Origin of the sequence: Ectopseudomonas khazarica (assembly GCF_017915135.1) — a bacterium.
GTDB classification, from domain to species: Bacteria; Pseudomonadota; Gammaproteobacteria; order Pseudomonadales; family Pseudomonadaceae; genus Aquipseudomonas; species Aquipseudomonas khazarica.
The window spans coordinates 1865798-1890724 of sequence record NZ_CP068551.1 but is presented as its reverse complement, the minus strand read 5'-3'; the positions used below and the strand labels follow the sequence as shown (position 1 = coordinate 1890724).

The following is a 24927-nucleotide window of genomic DNA, read 5'->3' as shown; positions in this document are numbered from 1 at the left end:
CCGCGCGCCATACGGCAAATGAAAAAGGCGCAGCTCCATCAGAAGCTGCGCCTTGGCTGACACCCTACCCGCCTGTGTTCAGCGGCCGGCAAGCACCGGCATCACGCGTGGACGCAATACCTCACCCACCACGGCCAGAGCGCCGATGGCACCGGCGATCCAGTACCACTGCGCGACCGGGTCGAACAGCAGCCAGCCCAGCGCATGCAGGAACACCACCATGATCAGCACGGGGCTGACGTAGCGCACCATGAACAGCCACAGCGCATAGCCGGCCGGCGGCAGGTCGAGCTCATCGCGCATGATCTCGCCGCGCAGCGCATAGCCCGCGAGAATCACCATGAAGATACCGCCCAGGGGCATCATCCAGCGCGAGGTCAGGTAGTCCAGCCAGTCGAAGAAGTTCTTGCCCAGCGGCGTCCAGCCGGACAGCAGGTTGAACGACAGCATCGCCAGCAGGCTGATCAGCAGCAGCACCGCCCCGGACACCAACGCGGCACGCAGGCGGCTGACGCCGTGCTTCTCGTTCAGGTAGGCCACGGTGGCCTCGATCATGGAGATCGCCGAGGTCAGCGCAGCGATCGACACCATGGCGAAGAACAGCACGCCGAAGGCCGTGCCGAACGGCATCTGCTGGAACGCCAGCGGCAGGCTCATGAAGATCAGCCCCGGGCCCGCACTCGGGCTCATGCCGTTGGCGAAGATGATCGGGAAGATCGCCAGGCCGGCGAGCAGCGCCACGCAGGTGTCGCAGATGGCCACCATGAAGGTGGTGCGGGCGATGGACTGGCCGTCAGGGATGTAGGAGCCGTAGGTGAGGATCGCCCCGGAGGCCAGGCTCAGGGTGAAGAAGGCATGGCCCAGCGCCGCCAGCAGCGCTTCGCCCGTGATCTTCGAGGCATCGAAATGGAACAGGAAACCGAAGCCGGCGCTGAAGCTGCCGCTGGTCAGGGCATAGCCGACCAGCACGATGAGCATCAGGGCCAGGCCCGGCATCATCCAGCGCACCGCATTCTCGATGCCCTTCTGCACGCCCTTGGCCACGATCCACAGGGTCAGCAGCGCCACCAGCACGCTCCAGCCACCCAGCTGCCAGGGGTTGGCGTTGTGCGCCTCGAACACCCCACCGAGCGCTTCCACACTGGTGGCCGCCAGGGAGCCGTCGAGCATCTTCCAGGTGTAGGCGAAGGCCCAGCCAGCGACGACCACGTAGAAACACAGGATCATGAAGCCGGCGAGCATGGACATGCCGCCGACGGCCTTCCACAGCGGGCTGCCGTTGTTCTCGCGCACCACGCGGCCGATGGCGTCGATGGGGCTGCCACGGCCACGCCGGCCGATGGCGATCTCGGTCATCATCACCGGAATGCCGATGGCCAGGATGCACGCCAGGTACATCAGCACGAAGGCACCGCCGCCGTACTCACCGGTGATATAGGGGAATTTCCAGATGTTGCCCAGGCCGACGGCCGAGCCGGTTGCTGCGAGGATGAAGCCCCAGCGCGAGAGCCAGAGATTCTTCGGTTTTTCACGAGTCATGCGTCACCTGTTTGTTTTTATCTGTGACGGGATCGGACCCGCCGTGCTTGTGGCACGGCGGAATGCAAGGCTTGGATGAAAGCCGGAGGTGTCACTGAGCGTCGGGCTGCACCTCCGGGGCGGCCAGTCGGAAGGCCTCCAGGGGTTCGCAACGCGCCGCCATGGCGACAATGCGTGGGTACGCGGCAAGGTCACAGTTAAAACGCCGCGCATTATACAGCTGCGGGATCAGACAGGCTTCCAGATAACCCGGATGCGCGCCGAGCGACAGGCGCCCATCGAACGGCGCCAGCCCCTCCTCCACCGCGGCCAGGCCCAGCGCGACCCAGTGCCGGTACCAGGCGTTCTTCGCCGCGTCGTCGGCGCCCAGCTGGTTGCCCAGGTATTGCAGCACGCGCAGGTTGTTCAGCGGATGCACGTCGCAGGCGATGTGCAGGGCCAGCGCCCTGACCTGCGCACGTTCGGCCGGATCGGCGGGCAACAGCGAGGGTACCGGGAAGATCTCTTCCAGGTACTCGAGGATCGCCAGCGACTGGGCGATGCGCACGCCGCCATTCTGTTCGTCGACCAGCAGCGGCAGCAGGCCCTGCGGGTTCAGTGCGCGGTATTCGGCGGCATGCTGCTCGCCACCGTCACGCAGCAGGTGCACCGGCAACTGCTGGCAGGCCAGGCCCTTGAGATTGAGGGCGATACGCACGCGGTAGGCGGCGCTGGAGCGCCAGTAGCCATAGAGTTTCAACATTGCGAATTCCTTTCGAAACGCAACCTGCGTGGGAGCGGCTGCAGCCGCGATTCAACCGAACATCGCGGCGAAAGCCGCTCCTGCAGTCGCGCCGATGGATCAGCGGGCGTCGTAACGCTCCACCACCTGATCGATGGCACCGAAGATGGTCTGGCCGCTGGCGTCGAACATCTCGATGCGCACCCGGTCACCGAAGGCCAGGAAAGGCGTCTTCGCCTCGCCCTGTTCGACGATCTCCAGCATGCGTTTTTCCGCCAGGCAGGAAGAACCGGCGCTGCGGTCGTAGTTCGACACGGTGCCCGAGCCGATGATGCTGCCGGCCCCCAGCGGACGGGTCTTGGCGGCATGGGCGACCAGGGTCGGGAAGTTGAAGGTCATGTCCACGCCGGCGTTCGGCTGGCCGAACAGCGCGCCGTTGATGTGCGACACCAGCGGCCGATGCACCTTGCCATCCCTCCAGCTGTCGCCCAGTTCGTCCGGGGTCACGGCCACCGGCGAGAAGCTCGACGACGGCTTGCTCTGGTAGAAACCGAAGCCCTTGGCCAGTTCGCCGGGGATCAGGTTGCGCAGCGACACGTCGTTGACCAGCATCAGCAGGCGGATGTGGCCCGCCGCTTCGGCCGGCGTGGCACCCATCGGCACGTCGTCGGTGACCACCGCCAGTTCGGCCTCCAGATCGATGCCCCAGGCTGCGTCGGCCAGGCGAATCGGGCTGTGCGGTGGGATGAAGGCATCGGCACCGCCCTGGTACATCAGCGGGTCATGCCAGAAGCTTTCCGGCATCTCGGCGCCGCGGGCCTTGCGTACCAGCTCCACGTGATTGACGTAGGCACTGCCATCGGCCCAGTGGTAGGCACGCGGCAGCGGGCTGTGACAGGCCGCCTGGTCGAAGGCGAAGGCGCCCTCCTCCATACCGTCGTTGAGACGCTGATAGACCGCCTCCAGCCTGGGCCGCAGCGCGTTCCAGTCGTCCAGTGCGGCCTGCAGGGTGGCGGCGACCTGCGGCACGCGCACAGCGCGGCTCAGGTCACGGGAGACCACGACGAGAACACCGTCGCGACCCTGATTCAGTGATGCGAGTTTCATGCTTGCTACCTATTCGTCTGTTGGCGTGCGGGCAGCCCCGCTCCCTCTCGTGGGAGCGGGGCGATCGATGCCCGCCCCTTAACCCTGGGTACCCGGCGCGCGCCAGGAATTGACGTACTCGGGCACGTCCACGGCTGCGGCGGCCTCGCCCACCTCCAGCGCACGACGGGTGTCGATCATCACCGCCACCTCGTCGATGAAGGTCGCCGGATCCACCTGGCTTTTCTTCAGCGCCTTGGGATGCGGGCCATGGGGGAAGCCGCACGGGTGCAGCGTGACCATGCCCTGCTCGATGTTGTCGCGGCTGAAGAAGTTGCCACGGTGGTAGAACAGCACCTCGTCGTAGTCGTCGTTGTTGTGGAAGAACGGCACCTTGAGCGCGCCCGCATCGGACTCCACCGGGCGTGGGGTGAAGGTGCAGATCACGAAACCGTTGGCCACGAAGGTGGTGTGCACCGACGGAGGCAGGTGGTAGCGATGGCTGATCAGCGGGCGTATGTCGCGCCAGTTGAGACGCACCACGGTGTTGTCGCCATGCCAGCCGACCACGTCCAGCGGGTTGTAGGGATAGGTCACGGTACTGATCTGGTCGCGCCGCTTGATGCGGATCTGCCAGGTGTTCTCGTCCTGCTGCGCCTTGAAGGCATCGTCGATGTGCGGATGCTCCAGCACCGCCGGGTCGAAGATCGCCTGCGGACCGAGCAGGCCCTTGTCCGGCAGCTGGTAGGCACCGTCGGTGTTCTCGATCAGCAGGAAGTAGCTCGGCGTGCTCGCCTCGATGCGCCAGGCGGTACCGCGCGGGATCAGCAGGTAATCGCCGTCACGGTACGGCAGATGGCCGAAGTCGCAATACAGGTGCCCGGCCCCTTCATGGACGAACAGCAGCTCGTCGCCATCGGCGTTGCGCACCAGGTGGCGCATGGCGCCGTGGGTACGCCAGACGCGCAACTTGACGTCGGCATTGTGCAGGGTCAGCGGCGCAGCCAGCGGGCAGTCTCGCTCGCTGGGCACCTCGTTGAAGTCGAAGGCGTGCGGGCGCAGCGGCCCTTCCCAGTCGATCCAGCCCGTCGGCGCATGCTTGTGATGCAGGTGCGCGGTAGGGCCGAAGAACCCCTCGCGGCCCATCTCGCGCTCGTAGGTGTCCTGCGGCAGGTCGCAATGCGCCTGCCGCGAACAATCACCCTCACGCAGGGGAAAGCTGATCCATTTGCGGCTCATGGGATCACTCCTCGGCCTTGATCACGCCGCGCCGCAGCTGGTCCTCTTCGATGGATTCGAACAGCGCCTTGAAGTTGCCCTCGCCGAAGCCCTGGTTACCCTTGCGCTGGATGATCTCGAAGAAGATCGGGCCGATCACCGTGTTGGTGAAGATCTGCAGCAGGATGCCGTCATCGCCCGGTGCGCCATCGATCAGCAGGTTCAGCTCGCGCAGCTGGTCCAGTGGCTCGCCATGACCGGCGACGCGGCTGTCGACCTTCTCGTAGTAGGTCTGCGGGGTGGTCATGAAGTCCACGCCATTGGCGCGCAACTGGCGCACGGTGGCGTAGATGTCGTCGGTGCTCAGGGCGATGTGCTGGATACCCTCGCCATGGTATTCGCGGATGAATTCCTCGATCTGCGACTTGTCGTCGGCCGACTCGTTGATCGGGATGCGGATCTTGCCGCAAGGCGCGGTCATGGCGCGGGAGAACAGGCCGGTGAGCTTGCCCTCGATATCGAAGTAGCGAATCTCGCGGAAGTTGGCGATGCGCTCGTAGAAACCGGACCACACGTCCATCTGGCCGCGACGCACGTTGTGGGTCAGGTGGTCGATGCACTGCAGGCCGACAGCATTGTCGTTGGGGCTACGGCCTTCGATGTACTCGAAGTCGACGTCGTAGATGTTCTTGTCGCCATAGCGATCCACGAGGTACAGCAAGGAGCCGCCGATACCCTCGACACAGGGGATGTTCAGTTCGCCGAAGTTGGCGTGACTGCCGACCAGCGTGGCGCCCTGCTGCTCGACGTAGGCAGCCGCCTGAGCCGCATTCTTCACGCGGAACGCCATGGCGCAGGCACTCGGCCCGTGTTTCTCGCCGAAGGCACGGACATGGCCGGTAGGGCTGCCATTGAGGACGATGTTGATGTCGTTCTGCTGGAACAGCCAGACTTCCTTCGAACGATGCTTGGCGGTTTCGGTAAAGCCCATGGCCGTGAACAACTGACGCAGTTGCTCGATGCCTTCGGCGCTCGGCGCGGTGAATTCGACGAACTCGAAACCGTCGGTCCCGATGGGGTTGTGCTGCTCGATCTTGGCCACGGCGTTCATTCTGCCTCCTGATTGTCATTGTTATGGCAAGCGCACGAATGCGTTGCGGACAACCTCATGACAACCGAGCGCAGAGCCGCTCTCAAGATGGCTTGCGGCATCTCGCCGCGGTGGCCGGGTGCAGCAATGGCAATTATTCCTTACAGCCCTGAAAACCTGGCGGGCGAAGCATCCATAGCCCTGTAAAACGTAAGCTTTTCTTTACAGCCTGGCGAGTGGGCTTGCCGCTGGCCGTCAGTCCGGGCGCGCGAAAGCGTAGGCGCGCTCCACCTTGGCCACGCGCGTGACGAAAGCCGAGTACCAGGTGCTGCGTCCCTGCTCGCGGACCTGCGTGTGTTCGGCATGCTCGCGCCAGGCGCGAATGGCCTCCTCGCTCTGCCAGTACGACAGGGTGATCCCCAGCCCGTCGCTGCGCGCCGACTCCACGCCGAGAAAGCCAGGTTGCCGGGCGGCCAGTTCGAGCATGCGTTGCGCCGCCTCGGCGTAACCGGCATCGACCGGCGTCCGCTGCGAGGTGAACATCACCACGTAATAGGGAGGCTCCGGCGTGGCCGCGATCACGAAGCCTGCTCCAGATGAGCCTCGTGCACCGATTGCACGGCACAGGCCCCGACCAGCCCGGCCACCAGCGGCGGCAGGCGCCCTTGCAGCGCGGCCCGCTCGGGCTGGAACAGGGTCGCGATGAAGAACGGATGGTCCTCCAGCTCGATGGCGCGCACCGCGCCGGCCTCGTCATGCCCGGAGGCCTTCAGCGCCTGCGCCATCAGCGGCTCGACGAAGGCATCGACCAGGCCATAACGGCACAGGTACTGCTCGCTGATTTCGCGCACACCGTACAGCTCGGCGATACGCGATCCCGAAACCAGGTGCACACGCTCGCTGACATCCTGCAGGGCACAGGCCAGCGGTGCGATCAACGGCGTCTGCGCCTGCGGCGACAGCTCGGCGTGTTCGGCATCCGCCCAGCCCAGGCGATTGCGCGCGTATTCGAGCAGCGCATGCTGGAAACCGCCGCAGGTGCCGAGGAACGGTACGCCCTGCTCACGGGCGAAGCGGATCGCACGCAATGCCCCATCGGCACTGACATAGGGGCTGCCCGGTACGCACCAGATGCCGTCATAGGTCATCAGGGCCGCATCGTCGACGATGCTGTCGGTGCCCAGCCAATCGTGTTCGACCGCCACGCCCAGGGCTTCGGCAGCTAGCCGCAGCGCCTCGGGAATGGCCCGGTGCGCGGTGATCGCCGCATTGAATTCACCCACCAGGGCGACCCTGACTCGACACTTGCTGTACATGCGCATCTCCCCCTCTTGCATGGCGGTTTACCTGCCACTATAAGAGGGCGCTTACGCAATAATAATTGGCAAACTGACAAGCAGGAATTGCAGCGATGCAATATCAGATCGACCACGCCGACCTTTCCCTGGTACTCGCCCTGGTGCGTGGCCGCTCCCTGGCCCGTGCCGCCGAACTGCTGCAGGTGGACGTCTCGACGGTGTTTCGCGCCGTACGGCGGCTGGAGGCCGCACTGGGCGTGGCGCTGTTCGAGAAAAGCCGGCGCGGCTACGAACCCAGCGAGACCGCGCGGGCCCTGGCCGAGCAGGCCGAGCACGCCGAACAGGCTCTGGACGCTGCCCGCGTGGCCCTGGAACAGGGCAAGCACGTGGTCAGCGGCACGGTGCGCCTGACCTGCACCGACGCGGTCCTGAGCAGCCTGCTGCTGCCGGCACTGGCGCGCTTCATGCCCAACTACCCGGCGCTGTCGCTGGAGCTGGTGACCTCCAACGACTTCGCCAACCTGAGCAGGCGCGATGCCGACCTGGCGCTGCGCCTGACCAACCAGCCACCGGAGCACCTGGTTGGCCGGCGGCTGGCGCAGGTGTCCTACGTGGTCTGCGCACGTGACGACGGGCAGGACCGCAGCGACCTGGCGCGGCAGAGCTGGATCGCCCCGGACGAGTCGATGCCGGACCACGCCACCGTGCTCTGGCGCCTGCGCGAATTGCCCGGGGTCATGCCCAGCTACCGCTGCAGCAGCATGTACGCCGTGTCTCAGCTGACCCGTGCCGGGCTCGGCGTTGCCGCCCTGCCCGACTTCGTCCTGCGCAGCCAGCCCGACCTGCGGGCGCTCAGCGAACCCCTGGCCGGCTGCGACACCGAACTCTGGCTGCTGACACGCCCCGACTGCCGCGCCTTGCGCTCGGTGCAGACGCTGTTCGAGGAACTGGGCAAGGCGCTGAAGAGCAGCGCCTGAGACAAGCACTCGCAGATACCCGCCTGCACCGCACCCCGGATTGCATCCGGGCTACGAAGCGATAGCCCGGATGCAATCTGCGGGGATCGGGTGCGCAAAAGAGCATCGCGGCTGAAGCCGCTCCTACGACGTTCCTGAACGAAACAGAGCAGCCGGACACCCCACGTGGGAGGGGCTTCAGCCGCGACAGGTCAGTGCCCGCGGGTATCTGCCCGCACGGCACCCCGGATTGCATCCGGGCTACGAAGCGGTAGCCGGATGCAATCTGCGGGGATCGGGTGCGCAAAAGAGCATCGCGGCTGAAGCCGCTCCTACGACGCTACTGAACGAAACAGAGCAGCCGGACACCCCACGTGGGAGGGGCTTCAGCCGCGACAGGCCAGCGCCCGCGGGTATCCGCCTGCACGGCGCCCCGGATTGTATCCGGGCTACGTGATTCGAGCCGCGCTGCAGCCCGGATGAAATCCGGGGCCTCAGTGGCAGCGCTCAGTCAACATCGCCCATCTGCAGGAGCGGCTGGGCGGCATTCCGCCGCAGTCGCGAAACCCCGCTTGCTGCACTGCGCACAAAGCTTCTACGGCTCAGCCCTGCTGCAGGTGCCCGTACAGCTTGGCGTACAGCCCGCCCTCGGCGATCAGCTGCTGGTGGTCGCCATCCTCGGCGATGCTGCCACCATCGAACACCAGCACGCGGTCGGCCTGCTTCACCGCACTCAGGCGGTGGGCAATGATCAGCGTGGTGCGCCCCTCGAGGAACTGCGCCAGGGCTTCGTGCAGGGCATATTCGGTCGCAGCGTCCAGCGCCGAGGTGGCTTCGTCGAGGATCACCACCTTGGGCTCGGCCAGCACCATGCGGGCAATCGCCAGGCGCTGGCGCTGCCCGCCGGACAGGCGCACGCCGCTGCGCCCGACCACGCTGTCGAGGCCCTGCGGCAGCAGCGCGATGGTGTCGGCCAGCTGGGCGATACGCAGCGCCTGCCAGCAGGCTTCGTCGCTGCGCTCGCGACCCATCGTCAGGTTGGCGCGCACCGTATCGTTGAACAGCGCCGGATGCTGCAGCACCACGGCGACGTTGTCGCGCACGCAATCCAGGCCGATCTCCTCCAGGCTGCTGCCGCCGAAGCGAATGGTGCCGGCCTGCGCCGTGTACAGGCCGAGCAGCAGCTGCACCAGGGTACTCTTGCCGCCGCCCGAAGCGCCGACAATGGCCACCTTCTCGCCGGGGCCGATGGACAGGTCGAGACGGTCCAGCACCGGTTCGTCACCATAGGCGAAGGTCAGCCCCTGTGCCTTGATGCCGACGGTGTCGCGGCCCTTGAACGGGTCGACCTGGCCGACGTACTGCGGCTCGTCCTGGCGCGCCAGCAGCTCGTTGATGCGCGTCAGCGCACCGCCCGCGGCATAGAAGGCGTACTGCAGGCTGAGCAGCTGCTCGACCGGGCCGATCATGAACCACAGGTAGCTGAACACGGCGAGCATCTGGCCGATGGACAGGTCGGAGAACAGCACGGTGAGCATCGCCGCCGCGCGGAACACATCGATACCGAACTGGAACAGCAGGCCACTGGCGCGGCTGGACGCATCGCTCTTCCACTGCGAGGCCACGGCATAGTCGCGCACCTCGCGGGCACGGCCGCCGAGGCGCCCGAGGAAATACCCCTGGCGGTTGCCGGCGCGCACTTCCTGAATCGCTTCCAGGGTTTCGGTCAGCGCCTGGGTGAAGCGCGAGGTGCTGTCATTCTCCAGTTTCTTCAGGTGCTTGACGCGCTTGCCCAGCAGCACCGTGGCGTAGATCACCAGCGGGTTGAACAGGAGGATCAGCAGCGCCAGCTGCCAGTGCATCCAGATGAGGATGGCCGACGTGCCGACCAGGGTCAGCATCGCCACCAGAAAGCGGCTCAGGGTCTCGCCGACGAACTTGTCCAGGGTGTCCAGGTCGGTGACCAGGTGGGTGGTCACGGTACCACCGCCCAGGCTCTCGTACTCGCCGAGGGAAATGCGCTTGAGGCGCTCGATCAGACGCACGCGGATGCGATAGACGATGTCCTTCGACAACCTGGCGAACAGGCGTGCCTGCAACACGTTGAAGATCAGCGCGGAGCTGCGCAGCAGCAGGGTCAGCAACAGCATCAGGCCGATGTAGCCGGCCGCCGTTTCCCAGCCGGCCGGCAGGAAACGGTCCATCACTTGGAGCGCGGCGTTGCCATCATGCAGCAGCACTTCGTCGACCAGCAGCGGCAACAACAGGGGAATCGGTACGCTGCACAGGGTCGCCAGCACCGCCACCAGGTTGGCCAGCAGCAGCGCCTTCTTGTGACGCAGGGCCAGGCGCCGAATCTGCGCCCAGCTCAACCTATCAGGCATGGCCGGCACGCTCCAGCCAGCGTCCCAGCAGGGGTGACAGGGCTTCCAGCGGCTGATAGCCGTTGGTCAGCAGCGCCAGCTGGCCGTCGCGCTCGGCGAGCAGGGTGGGAAAGCCGGCGATGCCGAGGTCCTGCACCCAGGTGAAGTCGGCCAGGGTGGCATCGTGCATCGCCTGGCTGTCGAACGCCTCGGCGAACTCGATGCGCGGGATGCCCGCCTGCTCCGCCAGTTGCACCAGCACGCCGGCCTGGGTGACATCGGCACCCTCGGTGTAGAAGGCCTGCTGGATCAGCTTGAGCAGTGTCCAGGCACTGTCCGCATCCAGGCTGCGTGCGGTGACCAGGGCGCGACAGGCCGGTTCGGTGTCGTACACCAGCCCTTCCGGCAGACCGCGCTCGAAGTCGAACAGCTGCCCGGTGCTGGCATTGACCGCCTGCCAGTACCCCAGGTAACGCACCCGCGCTGCCGCATCGACCGCAATCTGGTCGCGCCGCAGGCCACCTACCACGATCTGCAGCGCCACACCGGCTGCGGCGGCCTGCTCGGCAAGCGCTTCGGCGACGGGCGCAAAGCCCCAGCACCAGGAACACATCGGGTCCATCACGTAGAGCAGGCGGCTGGTCATGCATCAGGCCTCGTTCAGTTGGCGGGGGTCTCGGCCAATCGGGTGCGGCTGGTTACGCTGACGCGCCAGCTCGATCTGCTTCTGCCGCTCGCGCGCGCCTTCACGGGTCTTCTCCGGCAGCGAGTCCCAGCAATGCGGGCAACTGACGCCAGGGCTGTAGAACTCGGACTGGCGCTCTTCCACGGAAATCGGCGTGCGGCAGGCATGGCACTGATCGTAGTCGCCTTCCGACAGGTCGTGGCGCACGGTCACGCGGTTGTCGAAGACGAAGCAGTCGCCCTGCCACTTGGTCTCTTCCTGCGGTACGTCCTCGAGGTATTTGAGGATGCCGCCCTTGAGGTGGTACACCTCCTCGAAACCTTCGCCGAGCATGTAGCTGGAGGCCTTCTCGCAGCGGATGCCGCCGGTGCAGAACATCGCCACCTTCTTGTGCTTGCTCGGGTCGAAGTGCTGGCGGATGTACTCGGGAAACTCGCGGAACGTCTTGGTCCTGGGGTCGATCGCGCCCTCGAAGGTACCGATCGACACCTCGTAGTCGTTGCGCGTATCGATCAGCAGCACCTCGGGGTCGCTGATCAGGGCATTCCAGTCCTTGGCCTCGACGTAGGTACCGACACGCTGGTTGGGATCGACGCCCGGCACACCGAGGGTGACGATCTCCTTCTTCAGCTTGACCTTGGTGCGATAGAACGGCTGTTCGTCGCAGTAGGATTCCTTGTGATCGATATCGGCCAGGCGGGCATCCTGGCGGAACCAGGCGAGCAGCGCATCGATGGCCGCGCGGGTGCCGGAAACGGTGCCGTTGATGCCCTCTTCGGCGAGCAGCAGGGTGCCCTTGATGCCGTTGTCGAGCAGGGTTTGCAGCAGAGGCTCGCGCAGCGCCTGATAATCCGCCAGGGAGACGAATTTATACAGCGCCGCCACGACGATCTTGTCAGTCATGAACAGTTCTCTCAGTAGTCGCCCACGTAAAGGGCGGACCGGGTGACATGAAAAACGCCGGCATGGGCCGGCGCGGGGGCGATTGTAGCAAAGCGGCCAATCAGCGGGGAAAGTTGGCGACAGGGCGCGACAGCCTGCCGCGTAGCCCGGATGCAATCCGGGAACGCTCGCCGCCCCGGATTGCGTCGTCGGCTAGCTGTGTAAACCCAGTACGTTGTTCAGTGGAAGCGGTGCTCTGCTGATCGGGGGCAGGTATCCGAGGCTGGCGTGCAGTCGGTGCCAGTTGTAGTGATGCAGCCAGGGCAGCAGGTGCGCTGCTCGCTGCTGTGAAGTGTCGTAGCTACGGGCATAGGCCCATTCACGCAGGCTCGTTTGGATGAAGCGCTCGGCCTTACCGTTGGTGCGTGGCGTATAGGGCTTGGTACGGATGTGTTTCAGCCTGAGTCGAGCACACAACCGTTGAAACGCCCGGGACCGATAACAGGCGCCGTTGTCTGTCATGACGCGCCGAAAGCAGATGTTCAGCCCGCGGTAGTAGCGCAGTGCTTGCAGCAAGGCCCGGCAGGCGCTGCTGCCGCGCTCATCTGGATGCAGGCTGGTGAACGCCAGTCGGGGCGCATCGTCGATAGCCACGTGCATGAACTCCCAGCCGGCGCCGTCGGAGCACTGCTGACGGTCGCCAGTGACTCGATGCCCGGGTTTCCAGAAGCGGCCAAGCTTCTTGATGTCCAAGTGCAGGAGATCGCCAGGATTGGCGTATTCATAACGCACCACCACAGGAGCGGGTTCCAGCTCAGCCAGCCGATGAAAGCCGGCCTGCTTGAGGCGGCGGGCCACGGTACTGACGGCCAGGCCGAGTATCTGAGCGATCTGCCGGTAAGTCTTGCGAGAGCGACGTAGCTCGATCAGTTGCTCGACCAGAGCGATTGCCGTGGCATGGGGGCATGAGTGCGGACGTGATGAACGATCCATCAGGCCAATCTCACCTTCCTCACGAAAGCGTTTGAGCCACTTGTAGGCTGTACGCACACTGACGCCAGCGGCTTGTGCCGCATCTTCGACTCGCAGACCGTTGAGCATGCGCTGCACGAGAAGGGCTCGACCTCGCGGGGTAAGACGGGCATGTTTATGCAGGTTCATCCGGGGCTCCTGGAAGGCTGTGTTGGTCGCGCTTCCAGAATTCCGGGAATGCCCCGGATGAACAACCTACTGAGAGATCACAGCTAGCCCGGCATTGACCTGATTGAGCGCAGCGCCGCCCGAGAAATCTGCGGCAATGCTGCTGCAGGTTTCATCCGGGCCAGGTCAATGCCCGCCGCGGCAGGTCGGCGAAGCGGGCGCCGTGCCCTGCGCAGCCCACTCCTCCGGGGTGTAGGTGTGCAGCGCCAGGGCGTGGATCTGGCCCATCAGCTCACCGACCGTGGCATAGACCTTCTGATGCCGCTTGACCGCGTTCAACCCGGCGAACGCCGGGCTGACGATCACCGCCTTGTAGTGGGTTTCCAGGCCACGGCTGTGCATGTGGCTCTCGTCCAGCACCTCGAGGTGCTCGGGCTGCAACCCGGCCAGGGCGGTGACGATCAGGTCTTGCTTGGACATCTTGGGCTCCATCAGGGCTGTTTCGGCAGGCCGAGCTCGTTGCTCATGTCGGCCAGCAGCTTGTTCACTTCAGGCACGGCGGTTTCCAGCTTGCCCTGGGTGATCTGTGCCGATTGCGCCGTCAGCATCGGCATCTTCTGCAACACCTTCTGCCCCAGCGGCGACTCGTAGAAGCGGATCAGCTCCTTGAGCTCCTTCTCGTCGAAGTTGCTGGTGTAGAGCTTGACCATGTCCGGCTTCAGCTTGTCCCAGCCCACGGCCTTGTCCAGTGCGGCATTGGCCTTGGCCTGGTAGCTCTCCAGCACGGCCTGCTTGCCTTCCGGCGCCTGGGCGAAACGCTGGGCGAACATCTGCTGCACCTGGCCATACACCGGCACGGTCAGCTTGTCAGCGTGGGCCAGCTTGAGGAAGCGCTCGGCATCGGCGGCATGGCTGGCGGCATCGGCCATGGCCAGGGACGAGCCGGCGGCGAGCAGTACGGCGGCACACAACTGGTGGAAACGGGGCATGAGAGGTTCCAACGGTGATGAATGAGTCTGGGTAGACTACGGTGCCGGCATTTTGTGCCCTGCGCCGATTTCGCTCAAGCGTCGCGAACTGTGCGCTGGCTCACAGCCGTGTTGCCCACCGGCGCACCCACTGGTCAGTTGCCAAAGTGCCAGTACTTGCTCATGCTTGGGCAGGCTCGGCATTCTTCATGCCTTCAGCCATTATTTATCAAGGCGTGCGCACCCTACGACCCGGCAATTGATCGCCAGCCCGCGCACAAACATGGATGTGCTCGATGAACAGCTTCGCCTCACATGCGCCCTTTCGGCTCCAGCCGCTCTGCGACAGCAAGGGCAAGCTGCTGGACGAAGCCATTGGCTGGTCCAATCGCCCCCTCGTCGACTGCGCCCTGCGGGGCCACGCCGGACGGCGCAAGCGCTGGAATCACTGGTGCATCACCACCCCGCAGTGGATGCTCTCGCTGACCCTGGCCGATCTCGACTACCTCGGCTACGGCGCCGCCTACTTCCTCGACCTGGAAAGCGGCCAGGCAGTGGCCCACACCCAGCTCCGCCCCTTCGCCCTCGGTTGCCAACTGCCCGACCTGCCCCTGGAAAGCCATTCCTTCAGCCACTCCCGGCTGCAGCTGCGCATCGATGAGCACTCCGGCCGCCTGCGCCTGACCGCTGCGGCGCCCGATATCGGTGGCCAGCCCATGCAGGTGGCTCTGGATATCCAGCGCCCGGCCCACCTGGAATCGGTCAACCTGGTCGCGCCCATGCAGAATGGCGGCTTCCACGCCACCAGCCGGCAACTGGGACTGCCCACCGCCGGCAGCCTGCAGCTGGGGCGCAAGCACTACAGCTGCACGCCGGGGCAGAGTTTTGCCGCCCTCGATTTCGGCCGGGGCGTCTGGCCGTTGAACAGCTACTGGCAACGCGCCGCGTTCGCCGCCGCTGGCGGCATCGCCGGCAACTTCGGCTCGGGCTGGCTGGAGCACAGTGGCCTGTCGGAAAACTCGCTGTGGTTCGGCGGCGAAGTGCAGCAACTGGGCAGCCCGATGCATATCGAGCGGACCTCCCACGCGCCCCTCACCCCCTGGCGCCTGGACAGCGAAGACGACCGCGTATCCCTGCGCTTCGCTCCACGCCAGCTGCACAAGGCCTGCCCCAAGATCGGCCCGTTCCATGCCAACACCATCCAGCACTTCGGTCATTTCACCGGCGTGCTGCGCGGGCCCAAGGGCGAGCGGGTGCCGGTGGACGGCGCACTGGGTTGGCTGGGAGAGACTCACGCCCGCTGGTAATCGGGGCGATAGAGAAGTTGCGGAACCAGTCTCCGGCAGCGCGACCTAAACTGCCAGCACCCTCGCATTTGCCCCGGAGAACGCCATGAGCCGCACCGAAACCGACAGCATTGGCCCCATCGAAGTCCCCACCGACGCCTACTGGGGCGCGCAGACCCAACGCTCGCTGATCAACTTCGCCATTGGCCAGGAGCGCATGCCGCTGGCCGTGCTGCATGCCCTGGCCCTGATCAAGAAGGCCGCTGCGCGGGTCAACAGCCGCAACGGCGAACTGCCAGCCGACATCGCCCGGCTGATCGAGCAGGCCGCCGACGAAGTGCTCGAAGGCCAGCACGACGCGCAGTTCCCGCTGGTGGTCTGGCAGACCGGCAGCGGCACGCAGAGCAACATGAACGTCAACGAGGTGATCGCCGGCCGCGCCAACGAACTGGCTGGCGGCCAGCGCGGCGGCAAGACCCCGGTGCACCCCAACGATCACGTCAATCGCGCGCAGAGTTCCAACGACTGCTTCCCCACCGCCATGCACATCGCCGCGGTGCAGGACGTTCGCCATTGCCTGCTGCCGGCCCTGGCCGAACTGCGCGACGGCCTGCAGGAGCAGGCGCAGCGCCACGCCAGCCTGGTCAAGACCGGGCGCACGCACATGATGGACGCCACGCCGATCACCTTCGGCCAGGAGCTGTCCGCCTTCGTCGCCCAGCTCGGCCACGCCGAGGCCGCCATCCGCGCGGCGCTGCCTGCGGTGTGCGAACTGGCCCAGGGCGGCACCGCCGTCGGCACCGGCCTGAATGCCCCGGCCGGCTTCGCCGAGGCGATGGCCGCCGAACTGGCGGCGCTGTCCGGCATGCCGCTGACCAGCGCCCCGAACAAGTTCGCCGCCCTCGCCGGCCATGAGCCGCTGGTGCAGCTTTCCGGCGCGCTGAAGACCCTGGCCGTGGCCCTGATGAAGCTGGCCAACGACCTGCGCCTGCTGGGTTCCGGGCCGCGCGCCGGTCTCGCCGAGGTGCGCCTGCCCGCCAACGAACCGGGCAGCTCGATCATGCCCGGCAAGGTCAACCCGACCCAGTGCGAGGCGCTGTCGATGCTCGCCTGCCAGGTGCTGGGCAACGACAGCACCATCAGCTTCGCTGCCAGCCAGGGTCATCTGCAGCTCAACGTGTTCATGCCGGTGATCATCCACAACCTGCTGCAGTCGATCCGCCTGCTGGCCGACGGCTGCCGCAACTTCCAGCAGCACTGTGTCGCCGACCTGCAGCCGGACGCCGCGCAGATGGCCGCCCACCTGGAGAACGGCCTGATGCTGGTCACCGCGCTCAACCCGCACATCGGCTACGACAAGGCCGCCGAGATCGCCAAGAAGGCCTACAACGAAGGCAGCACGCTGCGCCAGGCCGCGCTGCAGCTCGGCTACCTGAACGACGAACAGTTCGACCAGTGGGTACGCCCACAGGACATGCTCGGAGCCGGCTGGCATGAGTGAGGGCAAGAGCGGCGCAACGCCGCTGGAAGGAGACGGCAAGCGCATCCTGCTGGTTCTCGGCTCGCCGAAGCAGGACAGCCTCTGCCACGCCCTGGCCGAAGCGTTCAGCCACGGCGCACGCGGCAAGGGACACGTGGTGCGCCAGCTCAGGCTCGGGGAAATGCAGTTCGACCCGATACTGCGCGACGGTTATGACCAGAGCCAGAACCTGGAACCGGACCTGCTCGAAGCGCAGCGCCTGATCCACTGGGCCGAACACCTGGTGTTCGTCTATCCCGTCTGGTGGGGTGGCGTGCCAGCCTTGCTCAAGGGCTTCTTCGACCGCGTGTTCCTGCCCGGCTTCGCCTTCAGGTATCGCAATCGCTCGCAGCTCTGGGACAAGCTGCTCAGCGGACGCAGCGCCGACCTGCTGGTGGCCATGGACACGCCGCGCTGGTATTTCCGCTGGATCTACGGCGCCCCGGCGCATCGGCAGATGGTGCGCACCATTCTCGGTTTCTGCGGCATCAGGACCCGTCGCCTGAGCGAGTTCGCCCCGGTGCGGCCATCCACCGAAGAGCAGCGCCAGGGCTGGCTGCGCAAGGCCGAAATGCTGGGCGCCCGAACCTAGGGTGGATGACGCTCCACCCATCCACCACAGCGTTTCACTGCCGGACACCCGCACATCCCCGGATTGCATCCGGGCTACGCGCACGATTTGCGGATGTATCAGACCGTAGGGTGGATGACGCTCCACCCATCCACCACAGCACTTCACTGCCGGCCCCCCATACCTCGCACATCCCCGGATTGCATCCGGGCTACGCGCACGACTTGCGGATGTATCAGACCGTAGGGTGGATGACGCTTCACCCATCCACCACAGCGCTTCACTGCCGGACACCCACACCCCGCATCCCCCCGGATTGCATCCGGGCTACGCGCACGATTTATGGATGTATCAGGCCGTAGGGTGGATGACGCTTCACCCATCCACCACAGCGCTTCACTGCCGGACACCCACACCTTGCACATCCCCAGATTGCATCCGGGCTACAGCACCAGGCCGTCACTGGCCAGGCTGACGCCTGCCGGCAAGGCATCGGGGCGGTCCAGCAGCCAGGCATCGAAGCTGTGACCGATGTGCGTCAGCACCGCATGGGCCGGCTGCAGGCGAGCGATGATCTCCAAGGCACGGGTCAGGTCGTTGTGATTGCGCGGCGCCACCGGTTGCGGCGCGGTGGAGCAATCGAGCACCAGCAGATCCAGCGGCGCCCGCTGCAGCTCGGCGCAACTGGCTTCGGGCACTCCGACGGTGTCGGTGAGGTAGGCGATGCGCCTGCCCTGCCCCTGCAACAGGTAGCCGAAGGTCGGCCTGGAGTGGGTCAGCGGCACGGCAGTGACGGTCAGCTCGCCCAGCTGGCGACGCTCGAAGGCCGCGAAGGGCTGGCTGAAATCGAGGATGCCGGGGTGCTTGTACAGGTCGGCCAGCCCCTCCGGGTCATCCGGGCCATGCACCGGAATCACCAGGCCCTGCCCCCAGCGCAGGTGCAGCAGCCCCTGGGCGTGGTCGGCGTGGTAATGCGTCTGCAGGATGCCGTTGAAGCTGTGCGGCGGAAAGCGCTCGGTCAGGTCGCTCAGGCCGCTGTCGATCAGCCAGCGCTGCGCCCCACATTCGATCAATGCCGAACAGGGCCGGCGGCGGCGTGACGGGTAGACCTGCGCCGCGTCGCAGGCCGCGCAGCTGCAGTTGTACACCGGCACCTGGCGGGCATCGCCGGTGCCGAGCAGGGTCAGGCGCATTGGCGCGCCTCGTCCAGCAGTTGCAGCAGGCGGCTGACGGTCTGTGGCAACGGCCCGGAGTTGTCCAGCACGCAGAGCGGTTGCCCTGAGCCCGCAGCGCCGTCCTGGCCCCCGGCGGCGAAGCTGCGGCTGCGCGCCAGGCGCTGCTCGATCTGCTCCGGCGTCTCCCGGCCACGGGCCAGCAGGCGTTGGCGCAGTACCGACTCATCGACCCGCAGGAGGATCGCCAGCAGTTGCGGGTAGCGCTGACGGGCAGCCTCGAGATGGCCGCGCGAACCGTTGATCAGCACGTCCTGCCCGCTGTCCAGCCAGGCGTCGATCTCAACCGGGATGCCATAGGCCAGGCCGTTGGCACGCCAGCTCAGGGCGAAGGCGCCCTCGCCTTCCAGGCGCTCGAATTCGGCCGGGGTCACGCCCACGGCGTCCTCGCCCACCGACTCGGCGCTACGGGTGATCACCCGCCTGGCGAAACGGCAGCCGTGCGCCTCCAGCGGCGCACGTGCGGCCTGCAACAGGCTGTCCTTGCCCGAGCCCGAAGGCCCCATCAGATAGATCAACCTGCCCTGCATCAGAACACCCTTCGTGCTTGCCGCCATACCTGCTGGATCACCGGCTGTTCGCCATGCGCCCTGGCCTGCAGCAGGTCGGCGCGCAACCCTACGCGAATCTCGCCACGGTCGTCCAGGCCGGCCGCCCTGGCCGGTGCTCGGCTCACGGTGGCGATGGCCGCAGGCAGATCATAGTCGTTGTCCTGCCCCGCCAGCAGCCAGGCGGCGTGCAGCAGGCTGGCCGGATAGTAGTCACTGGAAAGGATATCCAGCACACCGTGACGCGCCAGTTCGGCGGCGGCGATATTGCCGGAGTGCGAACCGCCTCGCACCACGTTCGGCGCCCCCATCAGCACCTTCAGGCCCAGTTGGTGGCTGGCCTCGGCCGCCTCCAGGGTGGTCGGGAACTCGGCGATGGCCATGCCGAAGTCGGCCGACTCCTGCACATGGGCCAGGGTGGCGTCGTCATGGCTGGCCACCGAGATGCCCCGGCCATGGCAGTCCTCGACGATGGCGCGGCGCTGGCGGTCGCTGTACTGGCGCGAATTGGCGATCTGCTCCTGGAGGAACTCCTCCATCTCCGCCGGGCTCAGGTGGTACTTGCCCATGTAGTACTCGCGGTACTTCTCCACCTTGGCGAACTGGCGCTGGCCCGGCGAGTGATCCATCACCGACACCAGCGACACCAGCGGGTACTCCACCAGATCGCGATAGAGGCTCAGCGCATCGGGGTGGCACAGCTCGCAGCGCAGGTGCAGGCGGTGCTCGGCGCGGGTCTGCCCGGCCGCCTCGGCGGCGGCGATGGCCTCGATCATCGCCGGCAATTGCTGCATGCGTCGACCACGCGGGTTGATGTCACCGATGGACAGCGCATCGAACACCGTGGTGATCCCGGCGGCCACGATCTGGGCGTCGTGGGTGAGTACCGCCGACGCCGACGGCCAGTCCACCCCGGGGCGCGGGCTCATGTGTTTCTCCAGGTTGTCGGTGTGCAGTTCCACCAACCCCGGCAACAGGTAGTCACCCCCCAGGTCCTGGGCCTGCGCCAGCTGGCTGGCACCCTCGTCGACGGCGGCGATCAGCCCGTCGCGCAGCAGCACGGAGCCGAGGAACTCGCGATCGGCGGTGACGATGCGGGCATTGCTGAGAATCTGTTCAGACGACATACACGTACTCCGGTTGCGCCGCAGCGGCGCTCATGTCCAGGTAACGATCGGCCACCGCCTCGCGGGCAGCACGGTCGTGGAAGATGCCGATCAGTGCACTGCCGGCGGCCTTGGCCTCTGCGATCAGTTGCAGCACCACCTGGCGGTTGGTCTCGTCCAGCGAGGCGGTGGGCTCGTCGAGCAGCAGCAGCGGCCACTCGACCATGAAGCCGCGGGCGATATTGACGCGCTGCTGCTCGCCGCCGGAGAAGGTACCCGGCGCCAGTTGCCAGAGCGCCTCGGGGATGTTCAGCCGGCTCAGCAGCGCCTTGGCCCGCGCCTCGGCATCGCTGCGCGCCCAACCGCGCGACAGGGCCGGCTCCATCACCACGTCCAGGGTCGAGACCCGCGGGATGACCCGCAGGAACTGGCTGACGTAGCCCAGGCTCTGCCGGCGTACCGCCAGCACCTGGCGCGGCTCGGCGCCGACCAGCTCCACCGCTTCGCCCTGATGACGGATGCGGATGCTGCCGCCGGCAGCCAGGTAGTTGCCGTACAGGGTGCGCAGCAGGGTCGACTTGCCCGCGCCGGACTGGCCGTGCAGCACCAGGCACTCGCCGCCGCGCACGCTGAAGTTCAGGTCACGCAGCACCTGCAGGACGACGCCGTTCTGCTGGTGCAGGGTGAAGGTCTTGCTGAGGCCGGTGACCTCGATCAGGTTGTTCATAAACACCTCGAATACGCTAGGCACGGTCTGCCCCCTCCCCCAGTCGCGGGAGAGGGGAGAAACGCCCATCTGTCGTAGGGTGGATGGCGCTCTATCCATCCACCGGTGGTGATTCGCTGGTGGATGAGAAGAGCGTCATCCACCCTACGTTTCCCCAGTGCGCGGTACGTTCAGGGCTGCAGCACCGACGACACCAGCAGCTGCGAATAGGGATGCTGCGGATCGTCGAGGATCTGGTCGGTCAGCCCCGCCTCCACCACATGCGAGCGGCGCATCACCATCAGTCGGTCGGCGAGCAGCCGCGCCACCGCCAGGTCGTGGGTGACGATCACCACCGCCAGGTCCAGCTCGCGTACCAGGCCGCGCAGCAGGTCGAGCAGGCGAGCCTGCACCGACACGTCCAGCCCGCCGGTCGGCTCGTCCATGAACACCAGGCGCGGCGCGGAGACCAGGTTGCGGGCAATCTGCAGGCGCTGCTGCATGCCACCGGAGAAGGTGCGCGGCAGGTCGTCGATGCGTGCCGGGTCGATCTCCACCTGGCTCAGCCAGTCGAGCCCGGCGGCGCGCAGCTCGCCGTAGTGGCGCACGCCCTGGGCCATCAGCCGTTCGCCGATGTTGGCGCCGGCCGACACCGCCATGCGCAGGCCGTCACGCGGGTTCTGCTCGACGAAGCCCCACTCGGTGCGCAGCAGGGTGCGCCGCTCGGCTTCGCTGGCGCTGTAGAGGTCGAGCCATTGCCCCGTGCGACCGCGATAGCGCACCGCGCCGCGATCCGGCAGGCAGCGCCCGGACAGCAGACTGAGCAAGGTGGACTTGCCCGAGCCGGACTCGCCGACGATGCCCAGCACTTCACCGGGATAGAGGTCGAAGCTCACGCCCTGGCAGCCCTTCTCCGGGCCGTACAGGCGGGTCAGGTCACGCGCCGAGAACAGCGGCTCGGCCGTTTCCAGGGCAGGTTGCAGACGTTCGGCGGCGCTCATTGCAGGCTCTCCTCAGTGCGCTGGCGGCAATAGTCGGTGTCGGAGCAGACGTAGCGTTTGCTGCCGGCGTCGTCGACGATCAGCTCGTCGAGGAACGACTCGCTGCTGCCACAAAACGCGCAGCACTCGTCCCACTGCTGCACGGCGAAGGGGTGATCCTCGAAGTCCAGGCTGACGACACGGGTATAGGGCGGCACCGCGTACAGGCGCTTCTCACGGCCGGCACCGAACAGCATCAGTGCCGGGCTCATGTCCAGCTTGGGGTTGTCGAACTTGGGGATCGGCGACGGATCCATCACGTAGCGCTCGTCCACCGTCACCGGGTAGGCGTAGGCCGTGGCGATGTGGCCGAACGTGGCGATGTCCTCGTACAGCTTCACGTGCATCACGCCGTAGTCCTCCAGCGCATGCATGGTGCGCGTCTCGCTCTCCGACGGTTCGATGAAGCGCAGCGGCTCGGGAATCGGCACCTGATAGACCATGATCTGTCCGGCAGCGAGCGGTGTTTCCGGAATGCGGTGACGGGTCTGGATGACGCTGGCCTCCCGCGTGCGCTCGGTGGTGGCGACGCCTGCGGTACGCGCGAAGAAGCGACGGATCGAGACCGCGTTGGTGGTGTCGTCGGCGCCCTGGTCGATGACCTTGAGCACGTCGTCACGACCGAGAATGGCGGCGGTCAGCTGCATGCCACCGGTGCCCCAGCCATAAGGCAGCGGCATCTCGCGGCCGCCGAACGGCACCTGGTAGCCGGGGATCGCCACGGCCTTGAGCAGGCCGCGACGGATCATGCGCTTGGTCTGTTCGTCCAGGTAGGCGAAGTTGTACGCGGACGCCTCGCGGGCGCCGCTGGTGGTCGAAGGGTTCATCAGCGGTTCTCCTCTGCCGGCGCCTGGCGACGCAGCTTGCGGATCAGTTCCAGTTCGGCCTGGAAGTCGACGTAGTGCGGCAACTTCAGGTGCGAGACGAAGCCGGCGGCCTCGACGTTGTCGCAGTGCATCAGCACGAATTCCTCTTCCTGCGCGGGGCCCTGCACCTCCTCGCCGTACTCGCCGGCGCGCAGGGCACGGTCGACCAGCGCCATGCCCATGGCCTTGCGCTCGGCGTAGCCGAAGGCCAGTCCGTAGCCACGGGTGAACTGCGCCTGCTCGGCGCTCTCCCCGACGAACTGGTTGACCATCTCGCACTCGGTCACTTCGATGTCGCCCAGCGGCACGGCGAAGCCCAGCTCGCCCGGCGTCATCCACACCTCGATGTCACCGATGCGGATCTCCCCGGCGAAGGGGTGGTTGCGCCCGTAGCCGCGCTGGGTGGAATAGCCCAGCGCCAGGAGGAAGCCCTCGTCACCCCGCGCCAGTGCCTGCAGGCGCTCGGCGCGGCTGGAGGGGAACGCCAGCGGCTCGCGGGTGATGTCCGGCACCGGCGCGGCATCGTCCTGTTCGCGTGCCATCAGCCCCTCCTCGGCAAGGAAATCCAGCACCCGCGGGCAGGGCCTCGGCTCGTCCTGCGCGCCGGACGGCGGCGGCGGATACTCGCCCTCGGCCAGCAGCGCGAAGTCCAGCAGGCGATGGGTGTAATCGAAGGTCGGGCCGAGCAGCTGGCCGCCGGGCAGGTCCTTGAAGGTCGCGGAGATGCGTCGCTCCAGCTGCATCTGCGTGGTGTTCAGCGGCTCGCTGGCACCGAAGCGCGGCAAGGTGGTGCGGTAGGCGCGCAGCAGGAAGATGGCTTCCATCAGGTCACCTGCAGCCTGCTTGATGGCCAGCGCGGCCAGCTCTTCGTCGTACAGCGAGCCTTCGCTCATCACACGGGCGACGGCCAGTGGCAGTTGCTGGCGAATCTGCTCCACCTCCAGCTCGGCGATGCTGCTATCACCGCGACGGCGGCTGGCCAGGAGCTGGTGAGCGTTATCGATGGCGCGTTCGCCACCTTTGACGGCGACATACATCAGGCTGCCTCCTCGGTTTCGATCAGCACATGGGTGCTGCGCGGCAGGCCGATGACCTCGGCGCCTGCAGCGAAGAAGCAGTCCAGCCCGCGCGGGAATGCGCTACGGGCCTGGCGCTGCGGCCAGAAGCCGGCCGGCAACTGCAGGCTGACGCTTCGCACGTCCTTGATGCCCGGCCCGCGCCAGCGCAGGGCTGCGCCGGCGTGCAGGTCATCGAGCTGGATCAGCAGCGTGCAGGACTGGTCGGGGTAACGCTCGCTGCCGTTGTCGAAGTCGGACAGGTCGACCAGCTCGCTCTCGTCGAGCAGGGCGAACAGGGCGATCTCGCGGTCGTCGACGATCGGGCAGCCGCAGTGAAAGGCCAGGTTGGCGCGAATCAGCGGCGTATCGAAACGCGGCGCCAGCCACAGCGGCGTGTCGCTGTCGAGAAAGGCCAGGCACAGGCCATAGGTGGCCGGTGCCAGGTCACCGAGTGGGTGAGCGCGATCCATGGTGCGCGGCTGTCCTGGCTCGGCCAGGGCATTGAGTGCGGCGCGAAAACTGACCTGGGCATCCAGCACCGGGTCATCGAAAGCCGGTTGCAGCCAGTGCGAGCTGTGCGGCGTGTTCATCAATCCTCTCCTCTGACCAGGGTGAAGAACTCCACCTGGGTGGTGGCGGTGCGGGCGGCCCGGGCCAGGCGCTGTTCACGCTGCTGGCGGGCCAGGGGTTCGATCAGGTCGCTGAGCCAGCGGGCCTGGTCGCTGCCCTGCAGATGGGCATCGGCCAGGGCCGCCAGCTCGGCGCGGCGCTTGTCGCGGCCGGCCAGGTAGCTGTAGCCGGTACGGCCGTCAGCCAGGCGCACCACGCAGCGCGTGACGGTCATCTCGCCCAGGTTGAAGGCGCTGCCGGTGCCGCCCATGCGCCCGCGCACCAGGGTCATGCCCACCTCGGGCGCGCGGATCAGTTGGTAGGCGCTATCCCTGAGCGCCGCTTCATGGGCATCGAGGGCCTGGCCGGCGCGGGCCAACACCCCCATCCAGCGCTGGCGCGCGACGGTGTTCGAGTCAAGGTCGTTCATGCGGGTCTCC

26 protein-coding genes are annotated in these 24927 nt (G+C 66.5%); 4 read left to right on the top strand and 22 right to left on the bottom strand.

Going from position 1 to position 24927, the window contains the following annotated elements:
• Positions 1-78 precede the first annotated feature (78 nt).
• The 7 genes from JLK41_RS08885 to JLK41_RS08855 form a co-directional block, all read right to left on the bottom strand.
• The gene (locus JLK41_RS08885; protein WP_134678297.1) at positions 79-1539 is read right to left on the bottom strand and encodes a sodium-dependent transporter; all 1461 of its coding nucleotides are present in this window, start codon (positions 1537-1539) and stop codon (positions 79-81) included.
• 91 nt (positions 1540-1630) lie between these two features.
• The gene (maiA, locus tag JLK41_RS08880) at positions 1631-2281 is read right to left on the bottom strand and encodes a maleylacetoacetate isomerase (protein ID WP_134678298.1); all 651 of its coding nucleotides are present in this window, start codon (positions 2279-2281) and stop codon (positions 1631-1633) included.
• Between the two features lie 99 nt (positions 2282-2380).
• On the bottom strand, positions 2381-3367 hold the full coding sequence (locus JLK41_RS08875; protein WP_134678299.1) for a fumarylacetoacetate hydrolase family protein: 987 nt from the start codon (positions 3365-3367) through the stop codon (positions 2381-2383).
• Positions 3368-3445: 78 nt separating this feature from the next.
• A complete protein-coding gene (locus JLK41_RS08870) occupies positions 3446-4585 on the bottom strand; it encodes a homogentisate 1,2-dioxygenase (RefSeq protein ID WP_037056909.1) in 1140 nt (379 codons plus the stop codon).
• A gap of 4 nt (positions 4586-4589) precedes the next feature.
• Entirely contained in the window at positions 4590-5675 is a 1086-nt protein-coding gene (hppD, locus tag JLK41_RS08865; RefSeq protein WP_037056912.1) for a 4-hydroxyphenylpyruvate dioxygenase, read from the bottom strand.
• A gap of 234 nt (positions 5676-5909) precedes the next feature.
• Positions 5910-6236 (bottom strand): antibiotic biosynthesis monooxygenase family protein, encoded by a 327-nt coding sequence (locus tag JLK41_RS08860; protein ID WP_047587832.1) that lies wholly within the window; start codon positions 6234-6236, stop codon positions 5910-5912.
• Positions 6233-6970: a CTP synthase C-terminal region-related (seleno)protein gene (locus tag JLK41_RS08855; protein WP_134678301.1), complete on the bottom strand. Its 738-nt coding sequence runs from the start codon at positions 6968-6970 to the stop codon at positions 6233-6235. Before JLK41_RS08855 ends, JLK41_RS08860 begins: the two co-directional genes overlap by 4 nt.
• Positions 6971-7065: 95 nt before the next feature.
• On the opposite strand from JLK41_RS08855, the gene JLK41_RS08850 reads away from it, so the two are divergent.
• Positions 7066-7929 (top strand): LysR family transcriptional regulator, encoded by an 864-nt coding sequence (locus JLK41_RS08850; protein ID WP_210390786.1) that lies wholly within the window; start codon positions 7066-7068, stop codon positions 7927-7929.
• Between the two features lie 581 nt (positions 7930-8510).
• On the opposite strand, the gene JLK41_RS08845 is transcribed toward JLK41_RS08850, so the two are convergent.
• From JLK41_RS08845 to JLK41_RS08820, 6 genes are all read right to left on the bottom strand, one after another.
• Positions 8511-10292 (bottom strand): ABC transporter ATP-binding protein, encoded by a 1782-nt coding sequence (locus JLK41_RS08845; RefSeq protein WP_210390785.1) that lies wholly within the window; start codon positions 10290-10292, stop codon positions 8511-8513.
• Entirely contained in the window at positions 10285-10917 is a 633-nt protein-coding gene (locus tag JLK41_RS08840) for a DsbA family protein (protein ID WP_150609012.1), read from the bottom strand. Before JLK41_RS08840 ends, JLK41_RS08845 begins: the two co-directional genes overlap by 8 nt.
• Positions 10918-10920: 3 nt before the next feature.
• Entirely contained in the window at positions 10921-11859 is a 939-nt protein-coding gene (gene trhO / locus JLK41_RS08835) for an oxygen-dependent tRNA uridine(34) hydroxylase TrhO (RefSeq protein ID WP_047587840.1), read from the bottom strand.
• A gap of 192 nt (positions 11860-12051) precedes the next feature.
• Complete coding sequence (locus JLK41_RS08830; protein ID WP_210390415.1) at positions 12052-12999, bottom strand: IS481 family transposase; 948 nt, start codon at positions 12997-12999, stop codon at positions 12052-12054.
• Between the two features lie 165 nt (positions 13000-13164).
• Complete coding sequence (locus tag JLK41_RS08825; protein ID WP_037056937.1) at positions 13165-13458, bottom strand: BolA family protein; 294 nt, start codon at positions 13456-13458, stop codon at positions 13165-13167.
• A gap of 11 nt (positions 13459-13469) precedes the next feature.
• Complete coding sequence (locus JLK41_RS08820) at positions 13470-13967, bottom strand: DUF2059 domain-containing protein (protein ID WP_047587844.1); 498 nt, start codon at positions 13965-13967, stop codon at positions 13470-13472.
• 275 nt (positions 13968-14242) lie between these two features.
• Here JLK41_RS08820 and JLK41_RS08815 point away from each other — a divergent pair, with 275 nt between their 5' ends.
• From JLK41_RS08815 to JLK41_RS08805, 3 genes are all read left to right on the top strand, one after another.
• The gene (locus JLK41_RS08815; protein WP_210390784.1) at positions 14243-15253 is read left to right on the top strand and encodes a DUF2804 domain-containing protein; all 1011 of its coding nucleotides are present in this window, start codon (positions 14243-14245) and stop codon (positions 15251-15253) included.
• A gap of 85 nt (positions 15254-15338) precedes the next feature.
• On the top strand, positions 15339-16733 hold the full coding sequence (locus JLK41_RS08810) for a class II fumarate hydratase (protein ID WP_210390783.1): 1395 nt from the start codon (positions 15339-15341) through the stop codon (positions 16731-16733).
• Positions 16726-17343 carry an NAD(P)H-dependent oxidoreductase gene (locus JLK41_RS08805; protein WP_210390782.1) on the top strand — a complete coding sequence of 206 codons (618 nt, stop codon included), beginning with the start codon at positions 16726-16728 and terminating at the stop codon, positions 17341-17343. Before JLK41_RS08810 ends, JLK41_RS08805 begins: the two co-directional genes overlap by 8 nt.
• Before the next feature lie 422 nt (positions 17344-17765).
• Here JLK41_RS08805 and phnP read toward each other — a convergent pair whose 3' ends face one another.
• The 9 genes from phnP to phnG all read right to left on the bottom strand — a co-directional run bounded on the left by phnP (position 17766) and on the right by phnG (position 24917).
• On the bottom strand, positions 17766-18515 hold the full coding sequence (phnP, locus tag JLK41_RS08800; protein ID WP_210390781.1) for a phosphonate metabolism protein PhnP: 750 nt from the start codon (positions 18513-18515) through the stop codon (positions 17766-17768).
• Positions 18506-19084, bottom strand: a complete 579-nt coding sequence (gene phnN, locus JLK41_RS08795; RefSeq protein ID WP_210390780.1) for a phosphonate metabolism protein/1,5-bisphosphokinase (PRPP-forming) PhnN — start codon at positions 19082-19084, stop codon at positions 18506-18508. The genes phnP and phnN overlap by 10 nt, the downstream gene beginning before the upstream one ends.
• Positions 19084-20229, bottom strand: a complete 1146-nt coding sequence (locus JLK41_RS08790; RefSeq protein WP_210390779.1) for an alpha-D-ribose 1-methylphosphonate 5-triphosphate diphosphatase — start codon at positions 20227-20229, stop codon at positions 19084-19086. The genes phnN and JLK41_RS08790 overlap by 1 nt, the downstream gene beginning before the upstream one ends.
• Positions 20219-20935 carry a phosphonate C-P lyase system protein PhnL gene (phnL, locus tag JLK41_RS08785; RefSeq protein WP_047587856.1) on the bottom strand — a complete coding sequence of 239 codons (717 nt, stop codon included), beginning with the start codon at positions 20933-20935 and terminating at the stop codon, positions 20219-20221. Before phnL ends, JLK41_RS08790 begins: the two co-directional genes overlap by 11 nt.
• Before the next feature lie 170 nt (positions 20936-21105).
• Positions 21106-21915: a phosphonate C-P lyase system protein PhnK gene (gene phnK / locus JLK41_RS08780; protein WP_150609004.1), complete on the bottom strand. Its 810-nt coding sequence runs from the start codon at positions 21913-21915 to the stop codon at positions 21106-21108.
• Complete coding sequence (locus JLK41_RS08775; protein ID WP_037057161.1) at positions 21912-22781, bottom strand: alpha-D-ribose 1-methylphosphonate 5-phosphate C-P-lyase PhnJ; 870 nt, start codon at positions 22779-22781, stop codon at positions 21912-21914. The genes phnK and JLK41_RS08775 overlap by 4 nt, the downstream gene beginning before the upstream one ends.
• Complete coding sequence (locus JLK41_RS08770) at positions 22781-23857, bottom strand: carbon-phosphorus lyase complex subunit (protein WP_037057155.1); 1077 nt, start codon at positions 23855-23857, stop codon at positions 22781-22783. Before JLK41_RS08770 ends, JLK41_RS08775 begins: the two co-directional genes overlap by 1 nt.
• On the bottom strand, positions 23857-24468 hold the full coding sequence (gene phnH / locus JLK41_RS08765; RefSeq protein ID WP_037057147.1) for a phosphonate C-P lyase system protein PhnH: 612 nt from the start codon (positions 24466-24468) through the stop codon (positions 23857-23859). The genes JLK41_RS08770 and phnH overlap by 1 nt, the downstream gene beginning before the upstream one ends.
• Entirely contained in the window at positions 24468-24917 is a 450-nt protein-coding gene (phnG, locus tag JLK41_RS08760; RefSeq protein WP_150609000.1) for a phosphonate C-P lyase system protein PhnG, read from the bottom strand. The genes phnH and phnG overlap by 1 nt, the downstream gene beginning before the upstream one ends.
• Between the last annotated feature and the right edge of the window lie 10 nt (positions 24918-24927).

Bases quoted from the DNA above. Each gene is read 5' to 3' on its own strand.
- JLK41_RS08885 (WP_134678297.1), bottom strand. From the start codon at position 1,539: ATGACTCGTGAAAAACCGAAGAATCTCTGGCTCTCGCGCTGGGGCTTC.
- maiA (WP_134678298.1), bottom strand. From the start codon at position 2,281: ATGTTGAAACTCTATGGCTACTGGCGCTCCAGCGCCGCCTACCGCGTG.
- JLK41_RS08875 (WP_134678299.1), bottom strand. From the start codon at position 3,367: ATGAAACTCGCATCACTGAATCAGGGTCGCGACGGTGTTCTCGTCGTG.
- JLK41_RS08870 (WP_037056909.1), bottom strand. From the start codon at position 4,585: ATGAGCCGCAAATGGATCAGCTTTCCCCTGCGTGAGGGTGATTGTTCG.
- hppD (WP_037056912.1), bottom strand. From the start codon at position 5,675: ATGAACGCCGTGGCCAAGATCGAGCAGCACAACCCCATCGGGACCGAC.
- JLK41_RS08855 (WP_134678301.1), bottom strand. From the start codon at position 6,970: ATGTACAGCAAGTGTCGAGTCAGGGTCGCCCTGGTGGGTGAATTCAAT.
- JLK41_RS08850 (WP_210390786.1), top strand. From the start codon at position 7,066: ATGCAATATCAGATCGACCACGCCGACCTTTCCCTGGTACTCGCCCTG.
- JLK41_RS08845 (WP_210390785.1), bottom strand. From the start codon at position 10,292: ATGCCTGATAGGTTGAGCTGGGCGCAGATTCGGCGCCTGGCCCTGCGT.
- JLK41_RS08840 (WP_150609012.1), bottom strand. From the start codon at position 10,917: ATGACCAGCCGCCTGCTCTACGTGATGGACCCGATGTGTTCCTGGTGC.
- trhO (WP_047587840.1), bottom strand. From the start codon at position 11,859: ATGACTGACAAGATCGTCGTGGCGGCGCTGTATAAATTCGTCTCCCTG.
- JLK41_RS08830 (WP_210390415.1), bottom strand. From the start codon at position 12,999: ATGAACCTGCATAAACATGCCCGTCTTACCCCGCGAGGTCGAGCCCTT.
- JLK41_RS08825 (WP_037056937.1), bottom strand. From the start codon at position 13,458: ATGTCCAAGCAAGACCTGATCGTCACCGCCCTGGCCGGGTTGCAGCCC.
- JLK41_RS08820 (WP_047587844.1), bottom strand. From the start codon at position 13,967: ATGCCCCGTTTCCACCAGTTGTGTGCCGCCGTACTGCTCGCCGCCGGC.
- JLK41_RS08815 (WP_210390784.1), top strand. From the start codon at position 14,243: ATGAACAGCTTCGCCTCACATGCGCCCTTTCGGCTCCAGCCGCTCTGC.
- JLK41_RS08810 (WP_210390783.1), top strand. From the start codon at position 15,339: ATGAGCCGCACCGAAACCGACAGCATTGGCCCCATCGAAGTCCCCACC.
- JLK41_RS08805 (WP_210390782.1), top strand. From the start codon at position 16,726: ATGAGTGAGGGCAAGAGCGGCGCAACGCCGCTGGAAGGAGACGGCAAG.
- phnP (WP_210390781.1), bottom strand. From the start codon at position 18,515: ATGCGCCTGACCCTGCTCGGCACCGGCGATGCCCGCCAGGTGCCGGTG.
- phnN (WP_210390780.1), bottom strand. From the start codon at position 19,084: ATGCAGGGCAGGTTGATCTATCTGATGGGGCCTTCGGGCTCGGGCAAG.
- JLK41_RS08790 (WP_210390779.1), bottom strand. From the start codon at position 20,229: ATGTCGTCTGAACAGATTCTCAGCAATGCCCGCATCGTCACCGCCGAT.
- phnL (WP_047587856.1), bottom strand. From the start codon at position 20,935: ATGAACAACCTGATCGAGGTCACCGGCCTCAGCAAGACCTTCACCCTG.
- phnK (WP_150609004.1), bottom strand. From the start codon at position 21,915: ATGAGCGCCGCCGAACGTCTGCAACCTGCCCTGGAAACGGCCGAGCCG.
- JLK41_RS08775 (WP_037057161.1), bottom strand. From the start codon at position 22,781: ATGAACCCTTCGACCACCAGCGGCGCCCGCGAGGCGTCCGCGTACAAC.
- JLK41_RS08770 (WP_037057155.1), bottom strand. From the start codon at position 23,857: ATGTATGTCGCCGTCAAAGGTGGCGAACGCGCCATCGATAACGCTCAC.
- phnH (WP_037057147.1), bottom strand. From the start codon at position 24,468: ATGAACACGCCGCACAGCTCGCACTGGCTGCAACCGGCTTTCGATGAC.
- phnG (WP_150609000.1), bottom strand. From the start codon at position 24,917: ATGAACGACCTTGACTCGAACACCGTCGCGCGCCAGCGCTGGATGGGG.